Here is a 16,417-nt window from a genome sequence, read left to right as displayed (position 1 = left end):
GTGCGCTATGCGCACCACACCCATTTTTATGATGCGCCCAGCGCATCCCACGCACGAGATTCGAACAATGAGCAACACCCGCAAAGCCTACCGCGCCGCCATCCTGCACAGCCTCGCCGACCCGACCGTGGTCGGTGTCGAGCAGTCCTATGAATATTTCGAGGACGGCATCCTGCTGATCGAAAACGGCAAAGTCGCCCAGGTCGGCGCGGCTGCCGAGCTGCTGCCGAAGCTGGCCGGCATCGAGATCCAGCACTACTGCGACGCACTGATCACCCCCGGCTTTATCGACACCCACATCCACTACCCGCAGACCGGCATGATCGCCTCCTACGGCGAGCAACTGCTGGACTGGCTCAACACCTACACCTTCCCTACCGAGCGGCAGTTCGAAGACAAGGCGCATGCCAGCGACGTGGCGGCGATCTTCCTCAAGGAACTGCTGCGCAACGGCACCACCACCGCCCTGGTGTTCGGCAGCGTGCACCCGCAGTCGGTGGATGCTTTCTTCGAGCAGGCCGACAAGCTCAACGTGCGCATGATCGCCGGCAAGGTGCTGATGGATCGCAACGCCCCGGACTACCTGACCGACACAGCCGAAACCGGCTACTCCGAGAGCAAGGCCCTGATCGAGCGCTGGCACGGCAAGGGCCGCCTGCACTATGCCGTCACCCCGCGCTTCGCCCCGACCAGTACGCCGGAGCAACTGGAGCTGGCCGGCAAGCTGCTGGGCGAGTACCCGGACCTGTACATGCACACCCACCTGTCCGAGAACCGCAAAGAAATCGAATGGGTCAAGGAACTGTTCCCCGAGCGCAAGGGCTACCTCGACGTTTACGACCACCACAAGCTGATCGGCCCGCGCGCAGTATTCGCCCATGGCGTGCACCTGTGCGACGACGAGTGCAGGCGCCTCGCCGAAACCGGCTCGGCCGTGGCCTTCTGCCCGACGTCCAACCTGTTCCTCGGCAGTGGCCTGTTCGACTTGAACAAGCTCGAAGCTCATGGCGTGCGCGTCGGCCTGGGTACCGACGTCGGCGCCGGCACCAGCTTCAGCCAGCTGCAATCGCTGAACGAGGCGTACAAGGTGATGCAGCTGCAGGGCAAGAAGCTCGACCCGTTCAAGTCGCTGTACCTGGCCACCCTGGGCGGCGCCAATGCGCTGTATTTGGACGACAAGCTGGGCAACTTCCTGCCCGGCAAGGACGCCGACTTCCTGGTGCTCGACTACAACGCCACGCCGCTGATCAGCTACCGCATGCAGCAGGCCAGGAGCCTGGAAGAACGCCTGTTCGCCCTGACCATGCTCGGCGACGACCGCGCCGTGAAAGAGACCTTCGCCGCCGGCGTCTCGGTGCACCAGCGCAGCTGAGGCCGATGATCTGCGCACCCTTGTAGGAGCGGATTTATCCGCGATCAGGCTGTAAGCCATGCTCGGCAGCATCGCGAATAAATTCGCTCCTACAGATTTGAGCGGGACTTTCACCAAGAGGCACGATCGCGTAGAAGCCGGCTTGCCGGCGATCAACTCAGCACGGATCACCGAGGCGAGGGCCTTACCGCTCTCGTAGGAGCGGATTTATCCGCGATCAGGCTGTAAGCCATGCTCGACAGCATCGCGAATGAATTCGCTCCTACAAATGCGCCTCGCCTCAGCTACATCGTCTCCACAACGAAAAAACCCCGATGCGCGAACATCGGGGCTTTCATTTCAGAGTGGCGAATCAGCGATTGGCAGCGTTGCGGCCGGGCTTCTTCTTCGTCTGCAACAGATGCGAGAACACCGCGTGCAGGTCGTCCGAGGCGCTTTCCTCGTCCAGGTTCAGCTTGCTGTCGATATGGTCCATGTGATGCATCATCAGGTGCACAGCACGCTCGGTATCGCGCGCCTCGATGGCGTCGATCAGCTGATTGTGTTCGTCGTAGGAGCAATGCGAACGGCTGCCGCTTTCGTACTGGGCAATGATCAGCGAAGTCTGCGACACCAGGCTGCGCTGGAAGCTGACCAGCGGCGCATTACGTGCGGCTTCGGCCAGTTTCAGGTGGAACTCGCCGGACAGACGGATACCCGCACCACGATCTCCACGGGAGAAGCTGTCCTGTTCGTCCTTGACCATCTGCCGTAGCTCAGCGAGCTGTTCAGCGGTGGCGTGCTCGACGGCCAGCTCGGTGATGGCACGCTCGACCAGACGACGTGCATAGAAAATCTGCCGGGCCTCTTCAACGCTAGGGCTGGCCACCACCGCACCGCGATTCGGCCGCAGCAGCACCACGCCCTCATGGGCCAGGCGCGACAAGGCGCGACGAATGATGGTGCGGCTGACGCCGAAGATCTCACCCAGCGCCTCTTCGCTCAGCTTGGTGCCGGGCGCCAGGCGTTGCTCAAGAATCGCATCGAAAATGTGGGCATATACGACATCGTCCTGAGTCCCGCTGCGGCTGCTTTTACCCGCGCGCGGCTGCTTCTTCAGAGGCTGCAATTGATCGTTCATTCTGGCTCGCGTCAATGAGAGTCGGCGACAGTGCGACTCTACTGTGTTCTACCCGGTAGCTGACAAGCACCGAGCGAAAAAACATCAGAAAAGAATGGAGGCAATTGTACACAAGTCAATCCGCCACTACACCATGCGTTGTATGACGTCATAGCTGCTATCGGCCGCTCGCTGACCAGGGTGAGTGCCGAAGATCAAATTCTTTCCTTATATATAGCTGCGTTGTCAGTTCGTTAGCAGCTAAGGGTTTCCTTATCCGATGGATCGATGCGTACGCGAGTAAAAGCGTCAAACCCGCAACCCATCTATCTTATTGTTTTTAAAGAATTTAAAGCAGATTCCAGAATGATTGTCGCCTAATCCGTGCGCATCCGGGCCAGACCGTACGACTGGTGCGATTAATGCAACATTAAAAACATTAATTGCATTTTTTGTATACAACATCATAATCGCGCCTGAGTGACTTCTTGACCGCTCGGTCAACAACTTAGCCAGGAAGCACCACCAAAGACACCGCCTGCCTCAGAGAGCATTGTTCTTGCGCAACGCTCTGGGCGGTACACAACAAGAGAGATGAGGAGTACCCGCTGTGGAAAGCGTCAAACAAGAACAACACGCGAATCAACTGGCAAGGGGTGGCCTGCTCGACCGCTTCTTCAAACTGACCGAGCACCGCACCACCATAAAGACCGAACTGCTGGCGGGCCTGACGACCTTCGTCACCATGGCCTACATCATTTTCGTCAACCCCAACATCATGGCCGGCGCCGGCATCGACCATGGCGCCGCCTTCGTCGCCACCTGCATCGGCGCAGCCCTTGGCTGCTTCCTGATGGGCCTGTACGCCAACTGGCCGGTCGGTCTGGCGCCGGGCATGGGGCTGAATGCCTTCTTCACCTACACGGTCGTCGGCGAGATGGGCTACAGCTGGCAGATCGCATTGGGCGCAGTGTTCATCTCCGGTGTGCTGTTCATGATCATGAGCTTGTCGAAGATTCGCGAATGGCTGCTCAACAGCATCCCGATGAGCCTGCGCTTCGCCATGGGCGCCGGGGTCGGCCTGTTTCTCGGCCTCATCGGCCTGAAGACCGCCGGCATCGTCGTCGACAGCCCGGCGACCCTGCTGACCATGGGCTCGTTCGGCAATCCGACGGCGCTGCTCGCAGCCGTGTGCTTCCTGCTGATCGCCGTGCTCAGTCATCGCAACGTGTTTGGCGCGATCCTGTTCAGCATGCTCGGCGTGACCGCCATCGGCTGGGCCCTGGGCCTGGTGGAATATGGCGGTCTGGTGTCGATGCCGCCGAGCCTGGCGCCGACCTTCCTGGCGATGGACATCGCCGGCGCGTTCAATGTGGCGATGATCAGCGTGATCCTGGCCTTCCTGTTCGTGAACATGTTCGACACCGCCGGCACCCTGATGGGTGTGGCGCATCGCGCCAACCTGGTAGACGAAGACGGCAAGATCCACAATCTCTCCAAGGCACTGAAAGCCGACTCCACCTCCAGCGTCGTGGGCGCGATGGTTGGCTGCCCGCCGGTGACCAGTTACGTCGAGAGCGCTTCGGGCGTCGCCGCCGGGGGCCGCACCGGCCTGACCGCCATCACCGTCGGCCTGCTGTTCCTCGCCGCGATGTTCTTTGCGCCACTGGCCGGCATGATTCCCGCCTATGCCACCGCGGGCGCGCTGATCTACGTGGCGATGCTGATGATGAGCGGCATGGCGCACATCGACTGGAAGGATCACACCGACACCATTCCGGCCATCGTCACAGTGGTGATGATGCCGCTGACCTTCTCCATCGCCAACGGCATCGCCCTGGGCTTTCTCACCTACGCCACGCTCAAGCTGCTCACCGGCCAGCGCGACAAGGTATCGCTGAGCCTGTACGTGCTGTGCGTCATCTTCATCGCCAAGTTCGCCTTCCTCTGACGACAAGCTCGAGGCGATGATCAAAAGCTCATCGCCGTAGCAGTCATTCAGAACAAAAGCTTCGCGGACAAGTCCGCTCCCACAGAACACAAACAGTGCTTTTGTGGGAGCGGACTTGTCCGCGAAGATCTTTGGTAGCAGCAGCCCGATCCGGCAAAAACGCAGCGCCCCTGTAAAAGTAGCCGCAGCATTTCTGTTGACTGACAGCTATCAGTCCCAAATTTGTATTGGAACTAGGTCAACGTGCATCGGTAGGGGCCGCACGCAGCGCCATGGAGTTCACCCAACTTGGTGCCCGCAAGCACGCTCCGCCCCCTGGGCGTCACCTGACCACACAACAACATCGGACAGGTCTTAGCCTTGGCAAAAACATTCGCGCAAAAAAAAGCCCGCAGTGTGAGCGGGCGTAAGGACTCAAACGAGTCTGAGGGTGACAAGCATTCGTCTGGCGGACGGCCCGCCAATCATCAGCTACCGCGGTAGGTGGAGTAGCTGTAGGGAGAAATCAGCAGCGGCACGTGGTAATGCTCCTGACCGGCATCGATGCCGAAGCGCAGCACGACCACATCGAGAAAGGCAGGCTCAGGCAGTTTCACGCCACGGGCGCGGTAGTAGTCGCCGGCATGGAAGTGCAGTTGATAGACGCCCGTGCGGTAATCATCGCCCTGCAGCACCGGTGCATCGCAACGGCCATCGTGGTTGGTGGTAACGGTGTTGATCAGTTCCAGCTGCGCGCCTTCGACGCGGTACAGCTCGACCTTGATGTCACTGCCTGGGCAGCCATGTGCGGCATCCAGTACGTGTGTAGTCAATCGTCCCATGGGTCTCGGATGCTCGTGGCGACCAGCGCCCGGCGAACATCACACCTCCTCTACTTTGTTGAAATCGGCTCGTCGCAGTGCACCGACGCGATGGCAGGATAGCACGCAGTCAGAATATAAAACACTTTAATCAAAAATTGTACACAATAAATCCAGTAGCCATACCCGAAACGCACCAAAGCGGTTCACTATTCACCCCATCCCCAGCTAGTAATCACGGCACAACCCGCGCGCATTGCTGGCCATCCGGTCAATTTCTCTATGGCCACGCACAGCGAAGAAAATGATGAAAAGTCGATTTACAAACAGCAATTAACTTTGTATACAATTACTCATCCCGGTCGCGTAGCCGTCGATTATCCGGCACGCAGTGACCGCAACGCTCCAGATAGGAAGACTGCAGTGAATGCTGATTACCCACGCGACCTGATCGGCTACGGCGCAAAACCACCCCATCCGCAATGGCCGGGCGACGCTCGTATCGCCCTGTCCTTCGTGCTCAATTACGAGGAAGGCGGCGAGCGCAACATTCTGCATGGCGACAAGGAATCCGAGGCTTTCCTCTCCGAGATGGTCGCCGCGCAGCCACTGCAGGGCCAGCGCAACCTGTGCATGGAGTCGCTCTACGAATACGGCAGCCGCGCCGGCGTGTGGCGCCTGCTCGATCTGTTCAGGAAGCACGACATCCCGCTGACCATCTTCGCCGTGGCCATGGCCGCGCAGCGCCATCCCGAGGTGATTCGGCAGATGGTCAACGCCGGTCACGAGATCTGCAGCCATGGCTACCGCTGGATCGACTACCAGAACATGGACGAAGCCACCGAGCGTGAGCACATGTTCGAAGCCATCCGTATCCTCACCGAGCTCACCGGTGAACGTCCGCTGGGCTGGTACACCGGCCGCCTGGGCCCGAACACCCGACGCATCGTGCGTGAGGAAGGCGGTTTCCTCTATGACTCCGATACCTACGACGACGACCTGCCCTACTGGGACCCTGCCAGCAGCGCAGACAAACCGCACCTGGTGATTCCCTACACCCTCGACACCAATGACATGCGCTTCACCCAGGTGCAGGGCTTCAACAAGGGCGACGACTTCTTCGAATACCTCAAGGATGCCTTCGACGTGCTCTATGCCGAAGGCCAGGCCGGCGCGCCGAAGATGCTGTCGATCGGCATGCACTGCCGCCTGCTTGGCCGCCCGGCGCGCCTGGCCTCGCTGGCGCGCTTCATCGACTACGTGAAAAGCCATGACAAGGTCTGGTGCGCCCGCCGCGTCGACATCGCCAGACACTGGCACGCCAACCACCCCTTCCGCGCGCCCGAATGAGAGAGCCGTCCATGAGCCGTTTCCAAACCCTGACCCCGTCCCAGCTGAGCCGCGAGGAGTTCGTCGCAGCCTTCGCCGACATCTACGAGCACTCGCCCTGGGTCGCCGAGAAAGCCTACGACCTCGGCCTGGACGCTTCGGTAGACGAGATCGACGCCCTGCACCAGCGCATGGCCGACATCCTCCTGTCCGCTAGCGCCGATGCGCAGTTGGCACTGATCAACGCCCACCCGGATCTGGCCGGCAAAGCTGCCGTACGCGGCGAACTGACTGCCTCCAGCACTGCTGAACAGTCCGGTGCCGGCATCCATGAATGCAGCGCCGAGGAGTTCGCCCGTTTCACCGAGCTCAACGACGCCTACAAGGCCAAGTTCGGCTTTCCCTTCATCAAGGCCGTCAAGGGCAGCAACCGCCACCAGATCCTGGCCGCCTTCGAGGAGCGCATTCACAACACGCCGGAGCAGGAATTCGCCACCGCCCTGGCCGAGATCAACAAGATCGCCCTCTTCCGCCTGCAGCAGCTTTAAGCCTGCAGCAGCCCCGACAATCGAACAGAACAAGTAGAACAGCCATGCGTAGCCTGACCATCGAGCCCCTGAGCAAAGAAGCCTTCGCCCCCTTCGGTGACGTGATCGAAACCGAGGGCAGCGACTTCTTCATGATCAACAACGGTTCCACCCGCCGCTATCACAAGCTGGCCACCGTGGAGACCGCACAGCCGGAGGACAAGGCCATCATCAGCATCTTCAGCGCCGAAGCACTGGAGATGCCACTGACCATCCGCATGCTGGAACGCCATCCGCTGGGCAGCCAGGCTTTCATCCCGCTGCTCGGCAACCCCTTTCTGATCGTGGTCGCGCCACTTGGCGATGTACCTGTATCAGGGTCCGTCCGTGCCTTCCTCAGCAATGGCAGGCAGGGCGTCAATTACCATCGCGGCGTCTGGCACCACCCGGTGCTGACGATCGAAAAGCGGGATGACTTCCTGGTGGTTGATCGCAGTGGTTCCGGTAACAACTGCGATGAGCATTTCTTCAATGAGGACGAGCTCCTTCTCCTCAAACCCCACCAATAAGAGAAGCCCGGGGCTGGCGTGCCTCCCCCGGGGAAGAGGTACGAATCGTGGAAGCACATTTCACCGAGTGGCTAAACCTGGGCATCCGCTGGATCCATATGATCACCGGCGTCGCCTGGATCGGCGCATCCTTCTATTTCGTCTGGCTGGAGAACAACCTCAACCGCAGCAACCCGCGCGACGGCCTGTCGGGCGACCTCTGGGCGATACACGGCGGCGGCATCTACCACCTGGAAAAGTACAAGCTGGCCCCGCCGAAAATGCCGGAGAACCTGCACTGGTTCAAATGGGAGGCCTATTTCACCTGGTTGTCGGGCGTCGCCCTGCTGCTGGTGGTGTATTACCTCAACCCCAGCCTGTACCTGGTCAAGCCGGGCGTCGAACTGTCTCCGGCGATGGGCATCGCCATCGGCCTCGGCTCCATGGCGGTCAGCTATGTGATCTACCACTTCCTCTGCGATTCGCCGCTGGGCAAACGCCCCGCCCTGCTCGGCGCCGTGCTCTTCGTGCTGATCATCGCGGCGGCCTATGGCTTCAGCCAGATTTTCAGCGGCCGCGCGGCCTACATCCATGTCGGCGCCATCATCGGCACCATCATGGTCGGCAACGTGTTTTTCACCATCATGCCGGCCCAGCGTGCACTGGTTAAGGCGATCGAAACCAACACGACGCCAGATCCGCTGCTGCCGGCCAAGGGCTTGCTGCGTTCGCGCCACAACAACTACTTCACCCTGCCGGTGCTGTTCATCATGATCAGCAACCACTTCCCGAGCACTTACGGCAGCCAGTACAACTGGGCAATCCTGGCCGGCATCGCGATCCTGGCCGTGCTGGTGCGTCACTACTTCAACACCCGCCACGACAGCAGCAAATACGTCTGGACCCTGCCGGCCGCAGCCCTGGGCATGATCTGCCTGGCTTACGTCACCAGCCCGCACAGCAAATCGGTCAGCGCACCGGCAACGGCTCAAGCCCCGGCGATCAAGTACGCTCCCGTACCTGCCACGGGACGCCCTGGCAACCCCGCCACGCCCAGCGAACCCGCTACGCAAGACGCCCAGGCCAAGACCGACGCCAGCGCGGAGTCGCCAGCGGCCGCCGATAGCGCGGCACCTGCCACCAGCAGCGACTTCGCCAAGGTCGAAAACGTGATTCACGAGCGCTGCACCGTGTGCCATTCAGCCAGCCCCAGCAGCCCGATGTTCAGCGCTGCACCGGCTGGCCTGATGCTCGATACCCCGGAGCAGATGAAGGCGCAGGCGGCCAAGATCCACGCCCAGACCGTGGCCACGCAGATCATGCCGCTGGGCAATATCACCCAAATGACTCAGGACGAGCGCGACCTGATCGGCAGCTGGATCGCCGAGGGCGCGCAGATCAACTGATTGCCACACATGTCGCGCCCGTGACTGGCGCGGCATCTTTTTACACCCATGAACCGCCGGCAGCGTGAGCTGACCGGCGGTTCATTTTTTGTGCACAATCGATAAATAAATTGTTTTTAACCATGTCCACAAGTTGCTATAGTCGGGAACATTCTGACCGAATAGACAAATTTCTATCGGGCAGGACGAGAGGTGCCGTGAAGCCTCGTGCAAGCCCATGACCGTATAAAAACAAAATGGCAGGCTACGACATGACCACAGACAGCAACACCCAAGCTCCCGCTGCGCCCGCCGGCAACAGCGACCTGATCTACCAGCTGGACGACACGCCCGCGTTCGCCCCAGCCATCTTCGCGGCGCTGCAGCATGTGCTGGCCAGCTTCGTCGGCATCATCACCCCCACACTGATCGTCGGTAGCGCTCTGGGCCTTGGCGCCCATGTACCCTATCTGGTGAGCATGGCCTTGTTCGTTTCCGGCCTTGGCACCTTCGTTCAGGCCAAACGCATCGGCCCGATCGGCTCCGGCCTGCTGTGCCTGCAAGGCACCAGCTTCGGCTTTCTCAGCGTGGTGCTCAGCGCCGGATTCATCGTCAAAGGGCGCGGCGCCAGCGAGGAGGAAATACTCGCCACGCTGTTCGGCATCTGTTTCTGCGCCGCCTTCGTCGAGATCGCCTTCAGCCAGTTCATCAACAAGCTGCGCAAGGTCATCACCCCGGTGGTGACCGGCACCATCATCTGCCTGATGGGCCTGTCGCTGATCAAGGTCGGCATGACCGACCTGGCCGGCGGCTACGGCGCACCGGATCTCGGCGCATTGCATCATTTCGCCCTCGGCGGCCTGGTGCTGGGCACTATCGTCGTGCTCAACCGCGTCTCGTCGCAGGTCCTGCGCCTGTCCGCGGTGATCATCGGACTGACGCTCGGCTTCGCCGTTGCCTGGTTCACCGGCCGTGTAGATTTCGCCAACATGGCCGATGTGCCGCTGATCAGCGTGCCGCAGCCGTTCAAGTACGGTTTCGGTTTCGACTGGATCGCCTTCGTGCCCATCGCCGTGATCTTCCTGATCACTCCGCTGGAAACCGCTGGCGACCTGACTGCCAACTCGATCATCTCCAGGCAGCCGGTCAAGGGCCCGCTGTACATGCGCCGGATCAAGTCCGGGGTACTGGCCGACGGCTGCAACTCGGCGGTCGCCGCCATGTTCAACAGCCTGCCGATGACCACCTTCAGCCAGAACAACGGGGTGATTCAGCTCACCGGCGTGGCCAGCCGTCATGTGGCCTTCTACATCGCCGGCATCCTGGTTTTGCTCGGCCTGTTCCCGGTGGTGGGCGCGGTGCTGCAACTGATGCCCAAACCGGTGCTCGGCGGCGCCACCTTGATCATGTTCGGCACCGTCGCGGTGGCCGGCATCAAGATTCTCAGCGAAGCCGGTCTGCACCGCCGTAACGTGCTGATCGTGGCCATTTCCCTGGGCCTGGGCCTGGGCGTAGCTGGCGTGCCGGAGGTGCTCTCGCACATGCCGGACGTGCTGAAGAACATCTTCGGCTCACCGATCACCATCGGAGCCTTCAGCGCCATTGTGCTGAACATTTTCCTGCCAGACGAACAGCAGGAAGTGGAAGAGGACGACTACGACCCCGAGGCGCACCTGCACACCGTGCTGCAGAACCGCCAGGACGACGATAGCGTCGACGACGGCAACCTCAAGACCCTGAGCCGCGACCTCACCCCGGACGCGCGCACCAGCTGACCCGTTAACCGCGTCATCGATTCCACTCCCGGCAGCCTGCTGCCGGGAGGCACCTGCTTGCACCTCAAAAACAAGGACAATTCATGAAACTCAAGCATCTGCCTCACTGCCTGGCCCTCTCTGCCGGACTGCTCTGCGGCCAGCAGGCGCTCGCCGGCGACCTGCTGCTCTGGCAGGACAACAGCCTGTCGTACCTGTATGGCGAGAACTTCCAGCGCATGAACTTCAATGGCGAAGAGCAGCGCACCCAGACCACCTTCACCTTCGAGCACGCCAGCGGCTGGGCCTGGGGCGACATCTTCTACTTCCTCGACTACATCCGCGCCGACAATGTGCAGACACGCGGCAGCTTCGACAATGGCACCTTCCGCCAGCACGACCGCAACACCTTCTACTACATGGAGTTCTCGCCGCGCGTCAGCCTGAGCTGGCTGACCGGGCAAAAGCTGGCTGCCGGCCCGATCAAGGACGTCTACGCCGCCTTTACCTATGAAAAAGGCGAAGGCGGCCCGGGGCCGGAGAACTACCTGTACGGCATCGGTCTGGACTGGGAACTACCCGGCTTCAATTACTTCAAGACCAACCTGTATCAGGTGAAGATCAACAACCACACCTTCTTCAAGGATGCCGACAGCAACGGCTACGCCACCCAGCTGACCGTCAGCGCGGCGTACCCTTTCAGCCTGGGCGATCAGGATTTCGTGGTCGACGGTTTCGTCGACTGGCGCTCGCCGTCGCGCGACGCCGGCACCCAGACCTCGGTCGGCTCCTCGATCCAGGTCAAGTGGGATGCGGGCAAGGCCCTGTTCGGCAAGGAGCGCCAGCTCTATGTGGGCAGCGAAATCAACATGTGGCGCGCCAAGTATGGCGTGAAACCGGTGGATGGCACGGGCGACCGCTTCGACCAGACCGCCGTGCAGGCACTGGTCAAGTATCACTTCTGACCATTGCCGCAACGCACTTGGCCAACGTCGGTAGGGACGGCGGCCAGGTAAAAGGGGGATGGGCGCTTGCGCCCCTCCCCCTTTTTCTTTAACGGGAGATCGACAAGTACCCTGGAAGTCGCACCAACCCGGCACTCAAGCACCAACCCCGGCACCGAATCGGTGCACGATTTGACTGGCGTAACCGGCTTTTCGATCAACATCTTGCAAGCACACAACTGACCAGAAGGTCAAGTTTTTGATCACAAAAATTCAGTTTTTTGTGTGCAATTTCTTCAAAAGCCATATTCAACAACGACTTTTATGTGTACAACACAAGCAGGTTCCTACCGAAACACTGTTTAAGTGGCTGTATACATGGAATCAGTCACGCAACGCATACAGGATCGGAACGAAACCTGCAGACAAATCTCCTCATAGATCGCCGCGGCGCAAGAACAAAACTGGGAGCTGTCCATGTCCAACACCGAAGACTTTCGCATCAAGCACATCGACCCCTCGCTACACAATGAGGACCTCGCCCCATTGGCTCCCGAGAAACGCACCTGGGGCTGGTTCGAGATTTTCAACGTCTGGTCGAATGACATTCAAAGCCTGTTCGGCTACACCCTGGCGGCGACGCTGTTCATTTCCTACGGCCTCAATGGCTGGGCGGTACTGGCGGGTATCGTGCTCGCCGGCTTCATCGTCATGGGCCTGGTGCAACTGACCGGCAAACCCAGCGTCAAGTACGGCATCCCCTTCCCGGTGTTCGCCCGCGCCAGCATGGGTGTACGCGGCGCCAACTTCCCCGCCTTGGTGCGCGGTATCGTCGCCATCTTCTGGTACGGCGTGCAGACCTACTTCGCCTCCACGGCGGTGGCGCTGCTGCTCAACTCGCTGCTGCAACCTCAGGACCCGGCCGTATACATGGGCCTGACCGCCATCGGCTGGCTGTCCTACGTGATCGTCTGCCTGTTCCAGGTGGCGTTGTTCGTCTGCGGCATGAGCTGGATCACCCGCTTCCTCAACTGGGCCGGGCCGCTGGTCTACGTGGTGATGATCGCGCTGATGGGCCTGATCTGGTACAAGGCCGGCCCCAGCCTGCTCAGTGAGCTGGGCAACATCTTCAGTGGCACGGGCGAGTACAAGGCCGGCCCGGTGGCCGCGTTCTTCGCGGTAGTCGGCACCATGGTCGCCTACTTCGCCGCGGTGGTGATCAACTACGGCGACTTCGCCCGCTTCGTCAAAAGCGAAAAGCAGATGACCATCGGCAACTTCCTCGGCCTGCCGGTGAGCCTGGCGTTCTTCTCGCTGATCGCCCTGGTGATCACCGCCGGCACCGTGGTGGTGTTCGGCGAGACGCTGACCAACCCCACCGATATCGTTGCGCGGGTGGACAACCTGACCCTGACCATCATCGCCGCGCTGACCTTCTTCGCCGCGACCGTGGGCATCAACCTGGTGGCCAACTTCATTCCGCCAGCCTATGACCTGGCCAACCTGGCGCCGGCGCACATCAGCGCCCGCACCGGCGGCTTCATCACTGCTGGTATCGCCTTCTTCATCGGCGCGCTGTGGGTGGCCTTCATCAGCAGCGTCGGCATCGCCGCCTTCGTCGACACCCTGGGCGCCGTGCTCGCGCCGCTGTACGGCATCATCGTCGCCGATTACTACCTGGTGCGCCGGCGCAAGCTCGACCTGCAGCAGCTGTTCAGTGCCGAGGTCGGTTCGGCCTACTACTTCGATGGCGGCTGGAACCGCAAGGCGATGCTGGCCTTTGCCATCGGCTCGGTATTTTCCGTGGCCTCGGTCTGGGCGCCTGCCCTGAGCATGCTGTCGGGCTATGCCTGGCTGCTCGGCGCCCTGCTCGGCGCGGTGCTGCACTACGGGCTGATGCACGGCCAGGCGCAGGCACTGAAGCGCGCGGGCGCCGCTGCCTGAACCGTCAGCGTGTGGACGAAGCCGGCGCCTGTGCGCCGGCTTTGGCTTTCTGGCGCTCGAGAAAATCCACCTTCCACTGCTCCAAGCCTATGTAGTCGCTGTCCAGGTTGGCTTCTACCCGATGACTTGCCTTGAGCGCCGCGACCTGAACCGAGCGCTCGGCAAGAAATTGATCGAAACGGGCGATCAGTTGCGGATGACGCTGGCTCGACAGATGGAAACTGCCGCGGGTGTGCGGCAAGCTGGGATCGAACACCAGCGCACCGGGCCGCGCGCGGACGTTGTCCAGATAATGCGTGGCCACCACCACATTGAAATAGGCGCCATCGGTGTCCTGCTTCAAGGCCTGGCGAATCATCTGGCGCAGATCGTCGCTGTAACTCAGCTGAATCTGCCCGCTGTCGATGGAATTCTCGTAGCCCCGCGGCGTCCAGCCCTGCACCATCGCCAGGCGGTGAATGCTTTCCAGCGCCTGGCCCTGGCGCTGCGGCGCGACCAGCACACCATCGACGTAATCGACCACGGCCCGGCTGTAATGCATCGCCATGCCCGCCTTTTGCGCGCCGGCCCAGTGCGGGCTGTCCGGGTACTTGAAGTCGATCTCGCCGCGCTGCAGGGCCGGAAGCAGCTGATCCACCGGCAGCGGCCTGTAGGTCAGGCTGACGCCGCTATCGGCGGCGAAGGCATCCAGCACCTCACGCGCGAAGCCACGGTATTGCCCATCGGCATCGACGCTGTAGTGCGGCGCGAAAGGCAGGTCCTCGACGCCGACCACATAGGTCTGGGCCAGGACATTCGCGCTCATCAAAACGGTAGATAGCAGACACAGTCTTACGGGCTTCATGCAGAGCCTCCTTATTGTTTTTGTGAGAAATCCGAAAGCGGATCTATCCGCCGGTCATGCTCATGAAGCGCACCACCTGAACCTGCTCGTCGGTGGCGAAGTGGTGTCGCTCGGGCTTCAGGCGCAGCGCCTCGACCAGCGCCTGGCGCAGACGCTCGCCGTCACCCGGATGGGCGCGCAGCAGACGCTTGAGATCCAATGCGTTGTCATGGCCAAGGCAGAGCACCAGCTTGCCCTCGGCAGTAACTCGCACGCGGTTGCAGTCACCGCAGAAGTTGTGACTATGCGGCGAGATAAAACCGACTCGCGTATCGCTGCCGACCACCTGCCAGTAGCGCGAGGGGCCGCCGGTTACCGTACTGCTGCGCACCAGCGAGTATCGCTGCTCGATGCGCTGGCGCACCTCGTCGCTGGAGCAGAACGTCTGTTCGCGGCTGTGGCTGACCACACTGCCCAGCGGCATCTCCTCGATGAAGCCGATATCCAGGCCACGGTCGATGGCGAACTCGACCAGATCCAGCACCTCGTCGTCGTTGCGCCCGCTCTGCACCACGCTGTTGAGCTTGATCCTGTCGAAGCCGGCTGCACGCGCCGCATCGATACCGGCCAGCACCTGGTAGAGTTTGTCACGCCGGGTGAAGGCGGCGAAGCGCTCGCGCCGCAGCGAATCCAGGCTGATGTTCAGCCGGCGCACACCGGCCGCACGCAATTGCGGCGCCAGCTCGCCGAGTTGCGAACCATTGGTGGTGATCGCCAGGTCCTCCAGCTCGTCACGCTCGCCCAGGCGCTGCAGCAGGCTGAGCAGGTTCTTGCGCACAAGCGGCTCGCCACCGGTGATGCGAATACGCCGTACGCCAAGGCCGATAAAGGCGTCGGCCACGGCGTAGAGCTCTTCCAGGCTGAGAATCTGCGCACGCGGTGCGAACTGCATGTCTTCGCTCATGCAGTAGGTGCAGCGAAAATCGCAGCGGTCGGTCACCGACAAACGCAGGTAGGTGATGCGTCGACCGAAGGGATCGACGAGCTGACTGGTATTCACGTTGGTCTCCTGCAGCGTCGCGCGCCGAGACTTTGCTCATGGAGGTAGCTGTACGGGATAAGAACAGAAAAGCGATTTTCTGTACACAAAAATTTGACCCACAAGTCAGTTAAGCGCTGCGCAGCCCGTGGCTGCTGGCTTGAGCCTCGCGCAAAGCCAGTGCTACCATGCCCGACCGCCGCTCGGCGGCAGAGGAAAACACAGGGCCTTATGACCAGCATTCGCGAGCGCAACAAAGAGCTCATCCTGCGCGCAGCCAGCGAGGAGTTCGCCGACAAGGGCTTCGCCGCCACCAAGACCAGTGACATCGCGGCCAAGGCAGGCCTGCCCAAGCCCAACGTCTACTACTACTTCAAATCCAAGGAAAACCTCTACCGCGAGGTCCTGGAAAGCATCATCGAACCGTTGCTGGCTGCCTCTGCCCCCTTCAACCAGCCGGGCCACCCGAGCGAAGTCCTGACGGCCTACATCCGCTCGAAGATCCGCATCTCCCGCGAGCTGCCGCATGCTTCCAAGGTGTTCGCCAGCGAGATCATGCACGGTGCGCCGCATTTATCACCGGAACAGACCGAACAGCTCAACGCCCAGGCCAAACACAACATCGCCTGCATCCAGCGCTGGATCGACCAGGGCCTGATGGCCAAGGTCGACCCACATCATCTGCTGTTCAGCATCTGGGCCGCGACCCAGACCTACGCCGACTTCAACTGGCAGATTTCCACCGTCACCGGCAAGGCCAACCTGGACGACGCCGACTACGAAGCCGCCGCGCAGACCATCATTCGTCTGGTGCTCAAGGGCTGCGACGTCAACCCGATGCCATCGACGGCCTCCGAACTGGTAACCAGCGCCTGACGCTTTCGAGTCAATTGCGCAGTGGG

Annotated in this window: 14 protein-coding genes; 10 read left to right on the top strand and 4 right to left on the bottom strand. The window is 61.2% G+C overall.

Annotated elements, in window-relative coordinates:
* Positions 1-67: 67 nt before the first annotated feature.
* On the top strand, positions 68-1,372 hold the full coding sequence (guaD, locus tag P3C50_RS02440; RefSeq protein ID WP_275544740.1) for a guanine deaminase: 1,305 nt from the start codon (positions 68-70) through the stop codon (positions 1,370-1,372).
* A 352-nt stretch (positions 1,373-1,724) separates the two neighbouring features.
* On the opposite strand, the gene P3C50_RS02435 is transcribed toward guaD, so the two are convergent.
* Positions 1,725-2,492 (bottom strand): GntR family transcriptional regulator, encoded by a 768-nt coding sequence (locus tag P3C50_RS02435; protein ID WP_275544738.1) that lies wholly within the window; start codon positions 2,490-2,492, stop codon positions 1,725-1,727.
* A 589-nt stretch (positions 2,493-3,081) separates the two neighbouring features.
* Between P3C50_RS02435 and P3C50_RS02430 the strand changes: the two genes are divergently transcribed.
* The gene (locus P3C50_RS02430; RefSeq protein ID WP_197858250.1) at positions 3,082-4,422 is read left to right on the top strand and encodes an NCS2 family permease; all 1,341 of its coding nucleotides are present in this window, start codon (positions 3,082-3,084) and stop codon (positions 4,420-4,422) included.
* Positions 4,423-4,889: 467 nt separating this feature from the next.
* Here P3C50_RS02430 and uraH read toward each other — a convergent pair whose 3' ends face one another.
* Positions 4,890-5,243, bottom strand: coding sequence for a hydroxyisourate hydrolase (uraH, locus tag P3C50_RS02425; protein ID WP_197858249.1), 354 nt, complete (start codon positions 5,241-5,243; stop codon positions 4,890-4,892).
* Positions 5,244-5,645: 402 nt separating this feature from the next.
* Here uraH and puuE point away from each other — a divergent pair, with 402 nt between their 5' ends.
* From puuE to P3C50_RS02390, 7 genes are all read left to right on the top strand, one after another.
* Positions 5,646-6,572, top strand: coding sequence for an allantoinase PuuE (puuE, locus tag P3C50_RS02420; protein WP_275544737.1), 927 nt, complete (start codon positions 5,646-5,648; stop codon positions 6,570-6,572).
* Positions 6,573-6,583: 11 nt separating this feature from the next.
* Positions 6,584-7,099, top strand: a complete 516-nt coding sequence (gene uraD, locus P3C50_RS02415) for a 2-oxo-4-hydroxy-4-carboxy-5-ureidoimidazoline decarboxylase (RefSeq protein WP_275544736.1) — start codon at positions 6,584-6,586, stop codon at positions 7,097-7,099.
* A gap of 44 nt (positions 7,100-7,143) precedes the next feature.
* Complete coding sequence (locus P3C50_RS02410) at positions 7,144-7,647, top strand: ureidoglycolate lyase (RefSeq protein ID WP_275544735.1); 504 nt, start codon at positions 7,144-7,146, stop codon at positions 7,645-7,647.
* 47 nt (positions 7,648-7,694) lie between these two features.
* Entirely contained in the window at positions 7,695-9,032 is a 1,338-nt protein-coding gene (locus P3C50_RS02405; RefSeq protein ID WP_275544734.1) for a urate hydroxylase PuuD, read from the top strand.
* A 251-nt stretch (positions 9,033-9,283) separates the two neighbouring features.
* Complete coding sequence (locus tag P3C50_RS02400) at positions 9,284-10,786, top strand: nucleobase:cation symporter-2 family protein (protein ID WP_275544733.1); 1,503 nt, start codon at positions 9,284-9,286, stop codon at positions 10,784-10,786.
* An 83-nt stretch (positions 10,787-10,869) separates the two neighbouring features.
* Positions 10,870-11,730, top strand: a complete 861-nt coding sequence (locus tag P3C50_RS02395; RefSeq protein ID WP_275544732.1) for an outer membrane protein OmpK — start codon at positions 10,870-10,872, stop codon at positions 11,728-11,730.
* Positions 11,731-12,186: 456 nt separating this feature from the next.
* Positions 12,187-13,653 (top strand): NCS1 family nucleobase:cation symporter-1, encoded by a 1,467-nt coding sequence (locus tag P3C50_RS02390; protein ID WP_275544731.1) that lies wholly within the window; start codon positions 12,187-12,189, stop codon positions 13,651-13,653.
* A gap of 4 nt (positions 13,654-13,657) precedes the next feature.
* On the opposite strand, the gene P3C50_RS02385 is transcribed toward P3C50_RS02390, so the two are convergent.
* Both P3C50_RS02385 and moaA read right to left on the bottom strand, forming a co-directional pair.
* The gene (locus P3C50_RS02385; protein ID WP_275544730.1) at positions 13,658-14,497 is read right to left on the bottom strand and encodes a substrate-binding periplasmic protein; all 840 of its coding nucleotides are present in this window, start codon (positions 14,495-14,497) and stop codon (positions 13,658-13,660) included.
* Between the two features lie 43 nt (positions 14,498-14,540).
* Entirely contained in the window at positions 14,541-15,536 is a 996-nt protein-coding gene (gene moaA, locus P3C50_RS02380; protein ID WP_275544729.1) for a GTP 3',8-cyclase MoaA, read from the bottom strand.
* Positions 15,537-15,746: 210 nt separating this feature from the next.
* Here moaA and P3C50_RS02375 point away from each other — a divergent pair, with 210 nt between their 5' ends.
* Positions 15,747-16,391 carry a TetR/AcrR family transcriptional regulator gene (locus P3C50_RS02375; RefSeq protein ID WP_275544728.1) on the top strand — a complete coding sequence of 215 codons (645 nt, stop codon included), beginning with the start codon at positions 15,747-15,749 and terminating at the stop codon, positions 16,389-16,391.
* The last annotated feature ends 26 nt before the right edge of the window (positions 16,392-16,417 follow it).

It is taken from the genome of Pseudomonas sp. Marseille-Q0931 (assembly GCF_940789645.1).
In the GTDB taxonomy this organism is placed as follows: Bacteria; Pseudomonadota; Gammaproteobacteria; order Pseudomonadales; family Pseudomonadaceae; genus Aquipseudomonas.
This window is presented reverse-complemented; position numbering and strand designations above follow the sequence as displayed.